Raw genomic sequence first — 14,995 nt, forward strand, 5'->3', positions numbered from 1 at the left:
GTTCAAGAGTGGTCGCGCGGCTCTACGCTCGGAAGGGCATGCAGCCTTACACCGCAAGCCGTAAGGAACGGAAGTAAGCCCATGGCCAAAGGAATTGAGCCCGAGGAGTCGATGGCCGCGCTCTTCGGCTGCCGGGTCCGCCGCCTGCGGACGGCAGCAGGTCTGACACAGGCGCAACTGGGGGCGAAGACCCATGTGGTGAGCACCCGCATCACGCAGGTCGAGCGGGCGTCCGGCGCCCGTCCGACGCTGGAGCTCGCGCGGGCGCTCGACGAGGCGCTCGGAGCGGACGGGCTGCTGGTCGACCTGTGGCCGCACGTCTACCGGGAGTCGTTCCCTGACTGGTCGCGGACGTTCATGGCGTACTCGGCGCGGGCCGAGGCCATCCGTGAGTACACCGCGCACGTCGTGCCGGGTCTCCTGCAGACGGAGGAGTACGCCCGGGCCGTCCTGAGCGTCGGCCTGTCCCACCGGGACGAACAGCACCTGGAGGAGCGGCTGGCCGCCCGGCTGGAGCGGCAGAAGCGGCTCGGCTCGCCGGACCGCCCGGAGCTGCTGGTGATCCTCGACGAGACGGTGCTGCGGAAGCGGATCGGCGGGGACGACGTCATGCGACGCCAGCTCGCGCGTCTGCTGGAGGCCGCCGCCGAGCCGCACATCACGGTGCAGGTCCTGCCGTTCGACGAAGGCGCGCACGACGTGCTGGGCGGCTCGCTGACCGTGCTGACCCTGGCGGACGGATCCGAAGTCGCCTACACGGAAGGCGCGGACCACGGTCAGCTCTTCGAAGACCGGCCGGATGTGCGGCGTTTCGCGGTGGCCTACGATCGGCTGCGGGCAGCGGCCCTGCCCCCGCGCAGGTCGCTCACCATGATCCGATCCGCGATGGAGGAGGACTACCGTGACCCCGAGCTCCCTTCCCGGTCCGCGCGACGCCGCCTGGCGAAAGAGCAGCTACAGCAATCAGGAGGGCGGCAACTGCGTCGAGGTCGCCGACAAAATCCCCGGCGTGGTTCCGGTACGTGACAGCAAGGCTCCGCAAGGTCCCGCGCTCACCTTCACGACGACGTCCTGGACCGCGTTCATAGGCGGGTTGAAGGAAGCCGACCGGGCCTGAGCCGAGCGGGACCCGGTCCGCGCGCCGGTCTTCCCGGCCCGCCGGGACCTCGCCCGCGAGGGGTCGGTGAGCCACGAACTCCCCCGAAGAACCTGAGGGAAAGAACCACCTGCCCACCCTCCCCTCCCCCGCATCACCTGAACGGGTGACCGGCTTGCGGGGGCGGGAAGTCGGCCGTTACGTTCACGGCAACGACCTCAGACATATGACGGCCCCCGGCCGGGACGGCAATCCCGATCGAGGGCCTCACCACCCAGGAAGAAGCCCCTTCCCGATGGCTGAACGGCAGTCTAACGCGGCCCTGCGCGCCCCCGCCGGAGCTCCGACCTCCGGCGTGATCCACGTCCGCACCCGGCTCGCCGGTGACTTCACGGTGATCGCCAACTCCCTGCTCCGGCGCCGGGGCAGCGCGGTCACCGTGGGCGTCGCGGGCTACATCCTGTCGCTGCCGGACGGCGCACCCGTCCGCATCGACGCGCTCTGCGAGCACTTCACCGAGGGCGAGATCCTCATCTCCCGGGCCCTGCGGGAGCTGGAGGCCGACGGCTATCTGGAGCGGCGCCGCGAGCGCGGTCCGAGCGGCCGGCTTCGCACGCGGACGTTCTTCCACGACGTGCCGCCCCTGCCACCGGGCGACGACCCGGAGCCCCCACGGCCGCCCTCGCCGCCACGGCTACGAAGGGCGGCCGAGCCGTCGCCACCGCAGAAGCCCGCGCCCGGGCCCCGGGCGGAGCCCGACCACGAACCGGTCCCGGCGCCCGCCATGGAGACGGCCACCGCACAACCGGAGCCCGCGGCGGACCCGGCCGGCCACCCCGCTCCCGACCCCCGCGCCGCGGTGATCCTGGCCTCGCTGCGCATCGTGGACCGCAGGCTGATCCTGTCCCGGCGCGAGGCGGACCAGCTCGCCCCTGCGGTCACCCAGTGGCTCGAACAGGGCGTCGGCCCCGAGGACATCACCACCCACCTCACGACCCGCCTGCCGGAGCCTTTGCGGGCCCGCCCGGCCCGGATCCTCGCCTACCGCCTCCGCGAACTCCCCCCGCCCCTCCCCGACCGGCCCACGGCCCCCGCCGCCCTCCCCTGGCAGACCTGCGACGGCGGCTGCGAACGCGCCTTCCGCGCGGCGGAACCGGGCCGCTGCCGCGACTGCCCACCGGCCGCGGGCCTGGCGGCGGCGTGCTGACCGGGGCATACGTCGCCGGCGCCGGCGGGCCGACGTGGTTGTGCGACGATGCAGAATCCGACGGCTGCGGCAGGTGGCGCATCATCGTCGACAGACCTCTCGGTCGCCGTCGGCGGTGGGGCCGTGCACGTGGGTCTCGCGGTCCGAGGTACGCACCTGAGCAAAGGGTGCCTTGCCGGGGACCCGTAGGCGTCCCGGGCCGGCGACGCCGTCAGACGCGGGCGATCAAGGCGTAACGCTCGTCCGTCACCGGGCCGCCCCACAAGGCCGGGTCACCGCTGAGGGGTTCGACGCGCAGGTCGGCCACGAGAGGCCGCACGGCGGCCGACAGGTCGGCGGCCGTGACGCCGCCGTGCCAGGGCAGGGCCTCCGCGCCCGCCACGTACTCCGCACCGGCCTGGCCGGACTCTCGCCAGCGGCCCTCGACGAGGATCAGCGTGCCGCCGGGGCGGATGCGGGCCGTCCAGTCGGCGAGGGCGGCCACGGGGTCGGGCAGGGTCCACACGAGGTGGCGGGCGAGCAGGGCGTCGAACCGCTCGTCGCCGGTGGGCGGTGCCGCCGCGTCGCCCACCAGGAAACGGGCCGGGAGACCGGCGGCGGAGAGCTTGGCCCGGGCCTGGTCGACCATCCGGGGCGACAGGTCGACCCCGGTGACCCTGTGCCCGGCCTCCGCCACCAGAGCGGAGAGCGAGCCCGTGCCACAGCCGACGTCCAGCACGGACGACGGGCCCGACGGGAGCCATGCGGTGAGCAGTCGGGACCAGGCGGCGCGGGTCCCGGCGGCCCGCAGGCCGTGGTCGGGCTCGGCGTCGAAGTCGGCGGCGGCTGCATCCCAGTACGCGGTGATCGCTGCGGAGTTGCTCATCCGCCGATCCTTTCAGCCGGCACCGACAATGCCGTGGTGGGCGAGCGCCGCATGTGGATCGCCCTCGACGGGACGGTGGTCGATGTGGACGGTGGCCGCGGTCAGCCTGGGTACGGCGTGGATCAGCGCGTGCTCGGCCGCGACGGCCAGCGAATGCGCCTGGACGACGGTCAGTTGCGGGTCGACCACGATGTCGGCCTCGGCCCGCAGGGCGTGTCCGATCCACCGCATCCGCACCTGCCCGGTGTCCAGCACGCCCTCCACACCGCGCAGCGCGGTCTCCGCCGTCCCGACAAGGGCCGGGTCGACCGAGTCCATCAGACGCCGGCAGACCTCGCGGGCGGCGTCCTTCAGGACCAGCAGGATGGCGGCGGTGATCAGCAGACCGATGACGGGATCGGCCCACCGGAGGCCCAGCGCGGCGCCGCCCGCGCCCAACAGGACGGCCAGCGAGGTGAATCCGTCCGTACGGGCGTGCAGGCCGTCCGCGACGAGCGCGGCGGAGCCGATCCGCCGGCCGGTGCGGATGCGGTAGCGGGCGACCCACTCGTTGCCCGCGAAACCGACCAGCGCCGCCGCCGAGACCGCCCACAGGTGCGTGATGTCGCGAGGGTTCAGCAGCCGGTCGACGGCCATCCAGGCGGCGACGACCGCCGACGCCGCGATGGCGGCCACGATGACGATGCCCGCCAGGTCCTCGGCCCGTCCGTAGCCGTACGTGAAACGGCGGTTCGCCGCGCGTCTGCCCAGCATGAAGGCGATGCCGAGCGGGACGGCGGTCAGCGCGTCGGCGGCGTTGTGCACCGTGTCGCCGAGCAGCGCCACCGACCCGGACAGGGCGACGATGACGGCCTGGACGACAGTCGTGGCTCCCAGCACCACGAGCGAGATCCACAGCGTGCGCATCCCGTCGCGGGACGTCTCCATCGCCGCGTCGACCTTGTCACCGGACTCGTGGCTGTGCGGCCGAAGGAGGTGGGCGAGACGGTGCCGCGCCCCGCCGTGCACAGGACCGTGGTCGTGATCGCCGTGGTGCTCGTGATCGCCGCCGTGGTGGTGGTGCCCGTTCGCATGTGTGTGCCGAATCCCCGCCATGGCACCCACCGTCGCACAGGAATCACTTTGCGGCTACAGCCGTCATACGCCCTGTGACCAGGTGCGATTGTCTCGCAAGTACGCGCGGACAGCACTTGGTCCCCGGCGACGGACTACGCGTCGAACCACCGGTCCCGCGCCAGCTCCTCCGTACGGGACGGGTCCTCCAGCAGCGCCGCGACCTCGAAGCGGCGGGGCCACTGGCCCGCCGCCCAGGCGAGACCGGCAGCCACGCCTTCCAGCGTCGCGGCGTGCAGCACGCCGTCGGGGGTGCGGCGCCAGTCGAGTTCGGTGCCGCCCGCGACCAGCTCCTCGTGCTCGACGTACGACTCCGGCGTCGCCGGGCCCAGCAGGATACGGACGGACTCCGGGACCTCGTGCTCCTCGCCCTCCGTCGTGACGTCCGCGTCCACCGTCTCGCTCAGGCGCCTGACCTGGAACAGGTCCGCCAGGTCCGCCGCGCGCGTCGGCGCCACCGGAAGCAGGGGCAGACCGGCGCACAGCGGCAGCAGGTCAGGGGTGTCCGCGACGACGGCGTCGCCGGCGTCCACCACACGTACCTCTCCGTCCACCACCGCGCGCAGCTCGTCGGGGAGCGTGACCTGTTCGGGGTCCAGGTCGGCGAGCGCCGTGTAGAGGCCGTGCAGCTGTCGGCCGGTCACCTCACGGTCGGGATCGGCCAGCCGGGTCAGCAGCTCCGCCGCGCCGCCCGGCTCGTCCAGCAGCGCCGCGACGGAGGTGCGGACGCCGAGGGCGTGCAGCACCTGCGCGTCGGCGAAGCCCGTCGTGTCGGCCGACTCGTACAGGCCCTCCAGCAGCGGGTCCGCGCCCGACGCGCGCAGACCGGCGGGGCGGCGGCCGTCCAGCACCGGATGGTCGCGCAGCCACCACGCCGTGTACGGGCGCACGGTCTCCGTCGTGCCGTCCGGCAGCAGGATCCGTACGGACTGGGTGAGCGCGTCCCGCAGCGGCGGCTGTGCCAGGAGTGCGAGCGCCTGCGGCCAGCGGTCGTCGTCCACCAGGTCCAGGTCGCGCACGGCGACGATCTCCGTGGCGACCGGCGGCACGGGCGTGTCCGGCAGCCGGTCGAGGACGTCCTCGCACCACACGTCCACCGCGTCGAGCAGGCCCGCGTCGTCGGGCTCGGCGAAGTCGCCTTCGCGCGGCTCGAGTTCATCGGGGTCGAGGACGACGTCTGTTGCGCGAACCAGGGCGAAGTTCGCGAGTACGCCGCAGGCGGCGAGGGGCTGTTCGCCCCACCGCTCGGCCAGCTCCGCGTCGCACAGGGCGAGTTCGCCCTCGCGCATCACCGACGCGAACGGGCTGCCCGGCAGGACCAGTTCGCCGGCCGGAGCCGGTTCGCCGTCCTCGTCGGGCAGGGCGAGCGCGCCGAGCCACGGCTCGTCGCCCGGCTCCAACTCCGCGTCGCGGACAAGCGCGAGCACCGTCTCGGCGAGCTCCTCGGCGTCGAGCGTGTCGGCATCCTCGTCCCACACCTCGCCCTCGTCGAGTGAGGCCGCCACCGCCGCGCGCACCTGCGGCGTCCGCAGAACGGCGCGCGGCGTCGCGGGCAGCGCCCCCAGCTTCTCCAGCAACGGGTGTGCGGCGTCCGGGTGGACGACCTTCAGGCCGAGGCGGGCCAGGTCGGCCGGGGTGTCCGCGAGCGGAAGCAGTGTCTGGCGCGGGCCGATGGTGGTGCGCGAGTCGGCGAGCGGGACGGGCAGACCCGACAGGCGGTCCGGGTCGACGCCGGCGAGGCTGTCGTACAGGCGGTGCCACCAGGCCGGTTCGCGTTCCAGGCCGGCCAGCCGGTCGATCGCCTCCGTGAGCGGCACCCGTGCCACGCCCAGCGTGCGCAGCTCCACCCGGCGCTCGAGGCCGGCGGGCAGCAGCGTCGGCATGACCTCCGCAAGGACGCGCACCGTATCCGTGCCCGCGCCCTCCAGCACCTCCGCCTCGATGGGCCGCAGACCGCCGGTGGTCACCTGGTCCGGCAGTCCGGTGTCCTCGTCGGACACGTCACGCGGGACCGCCGCCTCGAGGAACGCGGTACGCGGCAGGCGCCGCAGGATCGCCGCCCGCAGCGCGCCGTCGAGTTCGCCCTTGCCGAGCGGGCCGGGCACGAGGTCGATGAGCCCGGTGGTCACCGGCTGCCAGCCGCCGAGCAGTTCGGCGTACGCGTCCGCCGCGCGCTCCACCAGGAAGTCGGTGAGCGGCCCACGGGCCGGGTGGCGGCGGGTCGTGTCCAGCGGCAGCGACGCGATGAGCAGCGCGGGCACGCCCAGGGGCTCGTCGGTCGGCGTCGGCGCGTGCACCACGGGCGCGGTGAGCGGCCGGGCGGGCGCGCCCTCGTCGTCGACGGGTACGGCCCACGTGACGGTCCAGTGCGGCCGCAGCCGCTCCTCGACCGGCCGGTCCGCCAGCAGCGCCGGCTCGGTCGCCCCGCCGTGGCTGACGACCCGCCAGCGGCGCTCGCCGTGGACGCTGTCCTCGACGCGGACGTACGGCTCCTGCTCGTGACGCTTCAACACCCGCGTCGAGTCGGGGGTTTCGATGACGATCTCGGCCAGGCCGGGCAGCGTGAGCAGAAGCGCGTCGTCGATGCCGGCGAGCAGACGCTCGACGAGGTCCACGGCGGCGCCGTCGCGCAGCGGCAGCACGACGACCGTGTCGTAGCCCTCCGGCGCGGTGCCCTCCGCGGGCAGCGGCAGCCGCAGCAGCGGTACGTGGCCGTCCCTGCGGCGCAGCTCGTCCCCGAGGCCGGGGCTGGCCTGGGCGGCCCGGCCCGCCAGCTCCCTGGCCTCCGCCAGGGACCAGCGCACGCCGCCGTGACGGCCGATGACGGCCGGCTCGTCACTGACCGCGAGGACAGCGGCGAAACCGACACCGAACCGGCCGACGGCCGCCTCGTGCCCCTCACGCTTCGCGGAGGCCCGCAGGGTGCTCAGCGACTCGACGCCCGTGGCGTCCAGCGGGGCACCGGTGTTCGCGGCGGCGAACACCGCGGGCTCGCCGTCCGCGCCGACGTGCCGCAGGTTCAGCCGCAGCCGGCCGGGGACACCGGCACGGGCCGCGGCGTCGGCGGCATTCTGCGCCAGTTCGACGACGAGGCGGTCCCGGTAGCCGCCGAGGGCGAGGTCCTCCTCGGCGTTGGCGTCCTCCCGGAAGCGGGCGGGGCTCGCGCCCCACGCGTCGAGCACGCCGCGCCGCAGCCGCGCCGTCCCGAACGGGTCGGCCCACTCGGTCGTCCTGACGCTCACGCTGTGCTCCACTCTCTTACGGCTCCCGGGCGCGTGGCCGGCCACGCCGGCCTGCTGCGACTCCTGATGCGCCCGAAGGTACCGCGTACCGGCGCGGGGTGCGGCCCGCGCCCACCGCCCGCCGCGACGCACCGGGCGTGTCCCCCTGCGCCGCGGCCCCAAGCCCCCTGCGACACACCGCCGGAACCACCGGCCCCCACCACCGCGGCACGCCGCGGGGCCGGGCTCGCGTCACCGGCGTGCGGGTCGAGTGACGCCGTTGGAGCCCGGGATCACCCGACCCGCCGTCGGCCCCCGCCCGGAACGCCGCGACGCACCGGGGCAGAACGGGCCATGGGCCCGAGGAAGCGGGGGGTACAGCTCGGGCGCGTCCCCGGCCGAGGAGCCGCGACCCACGACCCCTGAGCCCGGTGAGCACGGCCCGGAGACGGGCCATTGCCCCCGGACCGGGTGCGGGACGGGACACGGAACCTCCGAACCCGAGGCGCGGGTCAGGCCCGGTCCGCGAGGAGCGCGGGTTCAGGACCCGTGCGGGGCCGTCGCCACCCTCCGGGCGTGGCCGGGCACCCGCACGCCGGCAGGCACGCAGCGGCGCGAGCCACGCACGGCACCCGCGCGGAACCCTCGCCACGCACCCGCCCAGAGCAACGCATCGCGGGCCCGGGCCGCGAGGAGCGAGGGGCCCGGGCCCATCCGCACAGGGCAGGACCGTCCGCGCCGAGAGAGGCGGGGCTGCGGCCCTGCGTGCCGGGTGGGCCGTCGCCACACGCCCCGGGCCGGGGCCCGGGTGTCGTCGGGCCGCGGCCCGGTCCCCTAGGAGTGGCCGAGGTCGTCCGACGTGCCGTCGGGCTCCTCCGGGACGGAGCCGCCGTCACGGGGCGGACGCAGCGGGAACTCGTCCGCCGCCATGGAGTCGAAGACCGGCGGCGGCGGTGTCGGCGGCTTCGGCATCACCGCGGCCTCCGAGTGGCCGCCGCAGCCGTACGCCAGCGAGACCACCCGGCCGTCGGCCGGCGAGAACTCGTTCGCGCAGATGCCGAACGCCTGCCGCAGCGAGCCCGCGATCGGGACCAGGAAGCCGCAGGAGACGCAGGACGCCGGGGCAGCCTGTGCCATGGGCGTCTTCGCGCCGTAGGACTCCTCCCAGCGGTCGGCCGCCGCGTAGAGCCCGTACCGGGACAGCACGCGCGCACGGCGCATGCCCAGCTCCTCCGCGAGCGCCGCGATCTGGCCACGGCCGCTGTTGGTCGTGGACTCGATCGCCGGCCTGCGGTCGGTGAACTCCGCGTCCTCCGCCTCGGCCAGTTCGACCAGGTCGTGCGTCGGGGGGTGCTCCGCGAGGACCGAGTTCGGCGGCGGCTCGTCCTCGCCGCTGTAGCCGGGCTCGAGGCGCAGATCCTCGGCCTCCGTCGGCAGCAGGTCTCCAGGACCCATGTCGCCGGGCCGCAGCCGCTCGCTCCACGGGACCCACTCGGGCGCCAGCAGCGCATCGGGGCCGGGCAGCAGGACGGTTTCGTCAAGGGTGACGTTCTTCGCCCGTGAGGCGCGGGTGACGGTCACGGCCCAGCGCCAACCGCGGTAGCCGGGCTCCTGGCACTCGAAGAAGTGCGTGACGACCCGATCCCCCTCGGAGACGAGCGACACATGCTCTCCGACCACCCCGGGCGCCGCGGCCTCCTCGGCCGCCTCCCTGGCGAGGTCTACCGCCTCGGCGCACAGGCGGTCGGGGGTACGGCTTCGCGTCGTCGCAGCACTCACTAGTCTCGCTTCTCTCCTACGCCGTCTCACGGATGCGCTCGGCCGATGACGAGGTACGGGGCGGCGCACGGAGCGGACCAGAGGGCCGCATCGACGTCCACACGCCCGGACCGTCCTGATCCCGGGCACACCTAACGTCATCCATTCTGCGGGATGCCGAAGAGGCGCGCGGCCGAGAACAACCGCCGGTGGCGCGCTACGCACGCTACCCCTTCCTTCGCCCGCAGCCCACCTGCCCGTCACAACACGGGCCGAACCGGCACCGGCGAAAGGGCCGCCGCGACCGGCACGAACGGTGCGGGAACAGGGCAGGAAGGGGGCGGGGAACAGGTCGGGGACCGCAGGAACCGGGCGGCGGCCCGGCACGGACCGGTCACGTATCCACTCGGGAGCACCGCGGGAACACCCACAGAACTCCGCAAGGAGAAAACACGCCGCACCTCGGGCGGGGAACCGGTTCGGGGCAGCCGGGCTTGGGGCACTATGACGGGGTGGCAGCCGCAAGGTCGTCCGAAGGAGACGGCCCGGCCCGCAGGGCGGGCCGGGCGGTCGGCCGTGCCTTGCACCTTCCGTTCACCGGCACCGCCCGCGGCATCCGCAGGGCGACACACGCGCACGGCGCCGGCGAATCGGGCCTCGGGAAGCTGATCGAGCTGCACGCCGTGAACGGCGCGGGCGACGTCATGATCACCGTCGCGCTGGCGTCCACGGTCTTCTTCTCCGTCCCGACCGACGAGGCACGCGGCCGGGTCGCGCTGTACCTGGCCGTCACGATGGCGCCCTTCGTCCTGCTCGCTCCCGTGATCGGCCCCCTCCTCGACCGCATCCCGCACGGCCGGCGCGCAGCCATGGCGGGCGCGATGCTCGCCCGCGCGCTGCTGGCGCTGACGATGTCCGGCGCGGTCGCGACGGGCGGCCTGGAGCTGTATCCCGCGGCGCTCGGCGTGCTGGTGTCGTCGAAGGCGTACGGGGTGGTCCGCAGTGCCGTCGTGCCACGGCTGCTGCCACCGAAGTTCGCGCTGGTGAAGGCGAACTCCCGGGTGACGCTGGCAGGTCTGCTGGCCACGGGCGCCGCGGCGCCGATCGGTGTGGGACTCCAGCAGATCGGCCCGCAGTGGCCGCTGTACGGGGCTTGCGCGCTGTTCGTCCTCGGCGCGTACTGGGCCTTCACCATGCCGCCCAAGGTCGACTCGGCGAAGGGCGAGACGCCCGTGCTCATGCTCGCGCACGGCGAGAAGAGGCCGACGCTGCGGACGGTCGGCCCGTCGGTGCTGCACGGCCTCCAGGCGAACGCGGCGCATCGCGCGCTTTCCGGGTTCCTGATCTTCTTCCTCGCGTTCCTGCTGCGCGAGCATCCGCTCGCCGGGCAGTCGGCCGCGGTCTCGCTGGGAATGGTGGGCGTCGCCGCCGGCGTGGGCAACGCGCTCGGCACGGCGATCGGCGCCTGGCTCAAGGCCCGCGCCCCGGAGGCGATCATCGTCACGATGCTCTTGCTCGTGCTGACGGCGGCCGTCGCGGCGGCCGTCTTCTTCGGCACGGGCATGGTGGCGTTCCTCGGCGCGACGGCCGGGCTGTCCCAGGCGCTGTCGAAGCTGTCCCTGGACGCGGTGATCCAGCGGGACGTGCCGGAGCAGGTCCGCACATCGACGTTCGCCAGGTCGGAGACGCTGCTTCAGATGGCGTGGGTGGTGGGCGGCGCGATCGGCATCGTGCTGCCGCTGAACGGCGTGGTGGGCATGTCGGTGGCCGCGGGCATCGTGGCGGTGGGAGCCGTCTCCGCGGGACGCGGACTGCTCGAAGCGGCCCGTCACCGCGGGGCCACGCCGAAGGCCCGGGCGGCTTAGCTCCGGCCCCCGCAAGGCGCCCCGCCGGCCGTGCTACATGCGGTCACGGGTACCTCCCGCGGCGTAACCGGGGCGTGCTTCGGGCCGCCGCGCCGCGCACCCCCGCGCGGCAGGGCGAAGCACGCCCGATAGCCTTCGGCTCATGACCGTTGCGTTCTTCTCGGGCAAGCGCCGCCGGGCCGCTGCCGCTCTCGGTGCCGTCTCCGCCGGGCTCCTCGTCCTTTCCGCCTGCGACAAGCCGACGCCGCTCGTCACGGTGACCATCGGTTCGGACTCCGTCCACGCGGAGGCCGCCTGCTACAACGACGGCGAGGCGATCAAGGAGTCCGAGATCCAGGGCTGCCTGACCAAGAAGCCGTCGAAGACCATCAAGGTCGCCATGGACGACCAGGTGCGCATGGGCGTCGACCCGGAGATCGCGGACAACGGCTGGACCCTGCTGTTCGGCGCGCAGCCGGTGGAGCAGGAGCCCTTCAAGAAGACGTACCGGACGATCCCCGGCAACGCCTTCTTCTCCTCCGCGACCGGCGAGCCGACGACCAAGACGGCCGTCAGCGTCATGGAGACCAAGGGCCAGAAGGTCGTCGGCATCTGGAACTTCCAGTTCGAGAAGGAGTCCTGACCGGGACCGGAGGGTGACACCGTGCGTGTGCTTGTCGTGACCGCGGTGGCGGCGGAGGCCGCCGCCGTCGTCGCGGACGCCGGCCCTCCGGATGCCGCCGCCGTGCCGCTCCCGGGCGGCTACACGCTGACGCGCACCCCCGACTACGACGTGCTCGTCGGCGGGGTCGGCCCCGCCGCTGCCGCCGCGGCGACCGCCACCGCCCTGGCCGTGACCCGCACGCCGTACGGTCTCGTCGTCTCCGCCGGGATCGGCGGCGGCTTCCCGCCGCACGCGCCCGTCGGATCGCTCGTCGTCTCCGACGCCGTCGTCGCCGCCGATCTGGGCGCCGACACGCCCGACGGCTTCCTGCCCGTCGACACGCTCGGCTTCGGCCGTACCGTGCATCCCTCGCCCGCCGGCCTGTCGGCACTCTTCGCCGCGACCATCGGCGCCACCCACGCGCCCGTACTGACCGTGTCCACGGTCACGGGCAGCGCCGCCCGGGCGGCCGAGCTCGCCCGCCGGCATCCGCGTGCCGCCGCGGAGGCGATGGAGGGCTTCGGCGTCGCCGAGGCCGCCGCCGCCCACGGCGTGCCCGTCGTCGAGATCCGCGCGGTCTCCAACGCCGTCGGCCCCCGCGACCGCGCGGCCTGGCGCATCGGCGAGGCGCTGTCCGCCTTGCGGAAGGCGTTCCAGCAGCTCGCCCCCGTCATTCAGGAGCAACCGTGACCCTGCGTATCGCGTACTCGCCCTGCCCGAACGACACCTTCGTCTTCGATGCCTGGGCCCACGGCCGGGTCCCCGGCGCGCCCGCGCTGGACGTGACGTTCGCGGACATCGACCTCACCAACGGATGGGCCGAGCACGGGGGTGCCGACGCGTACGACGTGCTGAAGGTGTCGTACGCGGTGCTTCCGTGGGTGCTCGACGAGTACGCCCTGCTGCCGTGCGGCGGCGCGCTGGGCCGGGGCTGCGGCCCGCTGGTCCTCACGCGGGAGCCGGGCGCCGGGGGGACCTCCCGGGCCGAAGGCTCCGCGGGACTGAGCGGGAAGACGGTCGCCGTGCCGAGCGAGCGGTCGACGGCGTACCTGCTGTTCCGGCTGTGGGCAGCGGAGGTCGTGCCGGGCGGCGTCGGCGAGGTGGTCGTGATGCCGTTCCACGAGATCATGCCCGCCGTGCGCGACGGCAAGGTCGACGCCGGACTCGTCATCCACGAGGCCCGCTTCACGTACCAGGACTACGGGCTGCACTCACTCGCCGACATGGGCGAGTACTGGGAGTCCACGACGGGCCTGCCGATCCCGCTCGGGGCGATCATCGCCAAGCGGTCGCTGGGCGCGGAGACCCTGCGCCTGCTCGCCGAGTCGGCCCGGACGTCCGTACGGATGGCGTGGGACGACCCGGAGGCCTCGCGGCCGTACGTGCTCGAGCACGCCCAGGAGATGGACCCCGCGGTCGCCGACCGTCACATCGGGCTGTACGTCAACGAGTTCACCGCGGACCTCGGTGACGACGGCTACGCGGCCGTGCGCGGACTGCTCACACGCGCCGCGGCAGAAGGGCTCGTACCGCCCCTCGGCCCGGGCGCGCTCGACTTCGTCTGACGCACCCGCGCGTTCACGCGACGACGACGCACCCGGCGCCGGACCCGGAACTTCGGGTCCTTCCGCGCCGGGTGCCATGTCGTCCGCCGCGGGACGGCTACACGTCCAGCTGGTCCGCCACCGCGCGCAGCAGGCCGGCGATCTTCGCGCCCTGCGCCTTGTCGGGGTAACGGCCGCGCTCCAGCATCGGGGTGATGTTCTCCAGAAGCGTGGTGAGGTCCTGCACGATGGACGCCAGCTCGTCCGGCTTGCGCCGCTGCGCGGCCGCCACGGACGGCGTCGGGTCCAGCAGCGTCACCGACAGTGCCTGGTCGCCGCGCTGGCCGGCCACCACACCGAACTCGACGCGCTGGCCCGGCTTCAGGGCCTCTACCCCGGACGGGAGTACGGAGGAGTGCACGAAGACGTCGCCGCCGTCGTCGCGGGAGAGAAAGCCGAAGCCCTTCTCGCTGTTGAACCACTTGACCTTGCCGGTAGGCACGTCTGTCCTCGTCCTCGTACTCGTTGGGCGCTGGGGCACCGCAAGTCGGTCCGCCGAAAAACGGCTCTTGATAGCACTACAGCGGGTCGCCTGACCCGCCACCCCCAAGGCTAATGGTCCAGAGGCTGGTGACAAGACGTCCCCGGTCGGTTCGTACGCGCAAGGGAACTACCCTGGCCGAATGACTGCTACTCCTCCCGCCACCGCTCCCGCCCCGGGCGACGGGCTGGTGCGTGCCGGTGCCGTCCTGTTCATCATCGGCGCCGTGGCCACTCTGGTCACGGTGGCACCGCTGTTCCTGGGCACCGAGCCCTTTCCGACCGTCGCCTACATGGTGAGCATGCTGATGGGCGTCGGTTTCATGGTCGCCGCCGCGGGCGTGCTGCGTTCCATCGCCGCGCAGCGGCGTCAGGCCGGATCCGCGCGGTAGGAACGCAGCCACGCCGGGAACGCGGTCAGGTCGTCGAGGACCACATCCGCACCCGCCGCGCGCAGTTCGTCCGCGTCGCAAGGACCCGTCGGCACCGCCACGGAGAGCGCGCCGGCGACCCGCGCGCCCCGCACGTCACCGATGTGGTCGCCCACGTACACGCTCGCCCCGTGCTCGTGCAGCGCCTCCCCCTTGGCCTCCGCCCACAGCCAGCCGATCGTCTCGTCGGGCTCCATGCCGAGGTGCGCGAGGTGGAGCTTCGCGTTCGGCTCGTGCTTCGCCGTGACGACGATCGCCCGGCCCCCCGACTCCCGGACCGCGGCTATGGCCTCACGGGCACCGGGCATCGCGGGCGTCGGGGCGATGGCGTACACCGGGTACATCTCGCGGTACCTGTCGGCCGTCTCCTGGATCTGCTCGTCCGGGAACCAGTGCGCCAACTCCTGCTCCAACGGCGGCCCGAGGCGCGAGACGGCGAGGTCGGCGTCGATCGGAACGCCCGTCTCCTCGGACAGCGCGCGAAATGCGGCCCGAATGCCCGGCCTCGAGTCGATGAGCGTCATGTCGAGGTCGAAGCCGACGGTCAGGGGGCGCCGGGCGGAGTGAGAGGCCATAAGGGTCATTGTGCCCACCCGTAGGCACGCATTTTCGGACGCATAGACTTAGCCAAGCCTTACCAACCTCGGCCCGGTACCGGCGCTGCGCACCGGCCTCGGCCCGTCCTCACGCCCGACACGACCGCACCTCGATT

At 73.8% G+C, this 14,995-nt stretch carries 13 protein-coding genes and 1 pseudogene; 8 read left to right on the forward strand and 6 right to left on the reverse strand.

Annotated features, from left to right (window positions below; all coding sequences use genetic code 11):
• Positions 1-111: 111 nt before the first annotated feature.
• The 3 genes and pseudogenes from MDN94_RS05770 to MDN94_RS05780 all read left to right on the forward strand — a co-directional run bounded on the left by MDN94_RS05770 (position 112) and on the right by MDN94_RS05780 (position 2,303).
• A complete protein-coding gene (locus MDN94_RS05770; protein WP_482727013.1) occupies positions 112-1,026 on the forward strand; it encodes a helix-turn-helix domain-containing protein in 915 nt (304 codons plus the stop codon).
• A pseudogene (locus MDN94_RS05775) lies at positions 995-1,117 on the forward strand (DUF397 domain-containing protein); the annotation flags it as partial. The gene MDN94_RS05770 and the pseudogene MDN94_RS05775, both read left to right, overlap by 32 nt.
• A gap of 274 nt (positions 1,118-1,391) precedes the next feature.
• On the forward strand, positions 1,392-2,303 hold the full coding sequence (locus MDN94_RS05780; protein ID WP_482724882.1) for a hypothetical protein: 912 nt from the start codon (positions 1,392-1,394) through the stop codon (positions 2,301-2,303).
• Positions 2,304-2,514: 211 nt separating this feature from the next.
• Here MDN94_RS05780 and MDN94_RS05785 read toward each other — a convergent pair whose 3' ends face one another.
• From MDN94_RS05785 to MDN94_RS05800, 4 genes are all read right to left on the reverse strand, one after another.
• Positions 2,515-3,168 (reverse strand): class I SAM-dependent methyltransferase, encoded by a 654-nt coding sequence (locus MDN94_RS05785; protein WP_482724883.1) that lies wholly within the window; start codon positions 3,166-3,168, stop codon positions 2,515-2,517.
• Between the two features lie 12 nt (positions 3,169-3,180).
• On the reverse strand, positions 3,181-4,263 hold the full coding sequence (locus MDN94_RS05790; protein WP_482724884.1) for a cation diffusion facilitator family transporter: 1,083 nt from the start codon (positions 4,261-4,263) through the stop codon (positions 3,181-3,183).
• Between the two features lie 113 nt (positions 4,264-4,376).
• Complete coding sequence (locus tag MDN94_RS05795; protein WP_482724885.1) at positions 4,377-7,523, reverse strand: sacsin N-terminal ATP-binding-like domain-containing protein; 3,147 nt, start codon at positions 7,521-7,523, stop codon at positions 4,377-4,379.
• Positions 7,524-8,336: 813 nt separating this feature from the next.
• Complete coding sequence (locus tag MDN94_RS05800) at positions 8,337-9,281, reverse strand: DUF3027 domain-containing protein (RefSeq protein ID WP_441265191.1); 945 nt, start codon at positions 9,279-9,281, stop codon at positions 8,337-8,339.
• Between the two features lie 491 nt (positions 9,282-9,772).
• Here MDN94_RS05800 and MDN94_RS05805 point away from each other — a divergent pair, with 491 nt between their 5' ends.
• The 4 genes from MDN94_RS05805 (at position 9,773) to MDN94_RS05820 (ending at position 13,333) form a co-directional block, all read left to right on the forward strand.
• Positions 9,773-11,125, forward strand: coding sequence for an MFS transporter (locus MDN94_RS05805; RefSeq protein WP_482724886.1), 1,353 nt, complete (start codon positions 9,773-9,775; stop codon positions 11,123-11,125).
• Positions 11,126-11,267: 142 nt separating this feature from the next.
• The gene (locus MDN94_RS05810) at positions 11,268-11,747 is read left to right on the forward strand and encodes a DUF2771 domain-containing protein (protein ID WP_441265193.1); all 480 of its coding nucleotides are present in this window, start codon (positions 11,268-11,270) and stop codon (positions 11,745-11,747) included.
• A gap of 21 nt (positions 11,748-11,768) precedes the next feature.
• Positions 11,769-12,458 (forward strand): futalosine hydrolase, encoded by a 690-nt coding sequence (locus tag MDN94_RS05815; RefSeq protein ID WP_482724887.1) that lies wholly within the window; start codon positions 11,769-11,771, stop codon positions 12,456-12,458.
• Positions 12,455-13,333 carry a 1,4-dihydroxy-6-naphtoate synthase gene (locus MDN94_RS05820; protein ID WP_482724888.1) on the forward strand — a complete coding sequence of 293 codons (879 nt, stop codon included), beginning with the start codon at positions 12,455-12,457 and terminating at the stop codon, positions 13,331-13,333. Before MDN94_RS05815 ends, MDN94_RS05820 begins: the two co-directional genes overlap by 4 nt.
• Before the next feature lie 97 nt (positions 13,334-13,430).
• Here MDN94_RS05820 and MDN94_RS05825 read toward each other — a convergent pair whose 3' ends face one another.
• The gene (locus tag MDN94_RS05825; protein WP_005315833.1) at positions 13,431-13,814 is read right to left on the reverse strand and encodes a cold-shock protein; all 384 of its coding nucleotides are present in this window, start codon (positions 13,812-13,814) and stop codon (positions 13,431-13,433) included.
• A gap of 181 nt (positions 13,815-13,995) precedes the next feature.
• Between MDN94_RS05825 and MDN94_RS05830 the strand changes: the two genes are divergently transcribed.
• Positions 13,996-14,244, forward strand: a complete 249-nt coding sequence (locus MDN94_RS05830) for a hypothetical protein (RefSeq protein WP_159690605.1) — start codon at positions 13,996-13,998, stop codon at positions 14,242-14,244.
• On the opposite strand, the gene MDN94_RS05835 is transcribed toward MDN94_RS05830, so the two are convergent.
• A complete protein-coding gene (locus tag MDN94_RS05835) occupies positions 14,223-14,858 on the reverse strand; it encodes an HAD family hydrolase (protein WP_482724889.1) in 636 nt (211 codons plus the stop codon). The genes MDN94_RS05830 and MDN94_RS05835 overlap by 22 nt on opposite strands.
• Between the last annotated feature and the right edge of the window lie 137 nt (positions 14,859-14,995).

The organism is Streptomyces sp. WAC00040 (assembly GCF_056835925.1).

What these genes read in the sequence shown, in the direction of transcription:
- MDN94_RS05780 (WP_482724882.1), top strand. Translation starts at nt 1,392, where the DNA reads ATGGCTGAACGGCAGTCTAACGCGGCCCTGCGCGCCCCCGCCGGAGCT.
- MDN94_RS05810 (WP_441265193.1), top strand. Translation starts at nt 11,268, where the DNA reads ATGACCGTTGCGTTCTTCTCGGGCAAGCGCCGCCGGGCCGCTGCCGCT.
- MDN94_RS05830 (WP_159690605.1), top strand. Translation starts at nt 13,996, where the DNA reads ATGACTGCTACTCCTCCCGCCACCGCTCCCGCCCCGGGCGACGGGCTG.
- MDN94_RS05770 (WP_482727013.1), top strand. Translation starts at nt 112, where the DNA reads ATGGCCGCGCTCTTCGGCTGCCGGGTCCGCCGCCTGCGGACGGCAGCA.
- MDN94_RS05785 (WP_482724883.1), bottom strand. Translation starts at nt 3,168, where the DNA reads ATGAGCAACTCCGCAGCGATCACCGCGTACTGGGATGCAGCCGCCGCC.
- MDN94_RS05790 (WP_482724884.1), bottom strand. Translation starts at nt 4,263, where the DNA reads ATGGCGGGGATTCGGCACACACATGCGAACGGGCACCACCACCACGGC.
- MDN94_RS05835 (WP_482724889.1), bottom strand. Translation starts at nt 14,858, where the DNA reads ATGGCCTCTCACTCCGCCCGGCGCCCCCTGACCGTCGGCTTCGACCTC.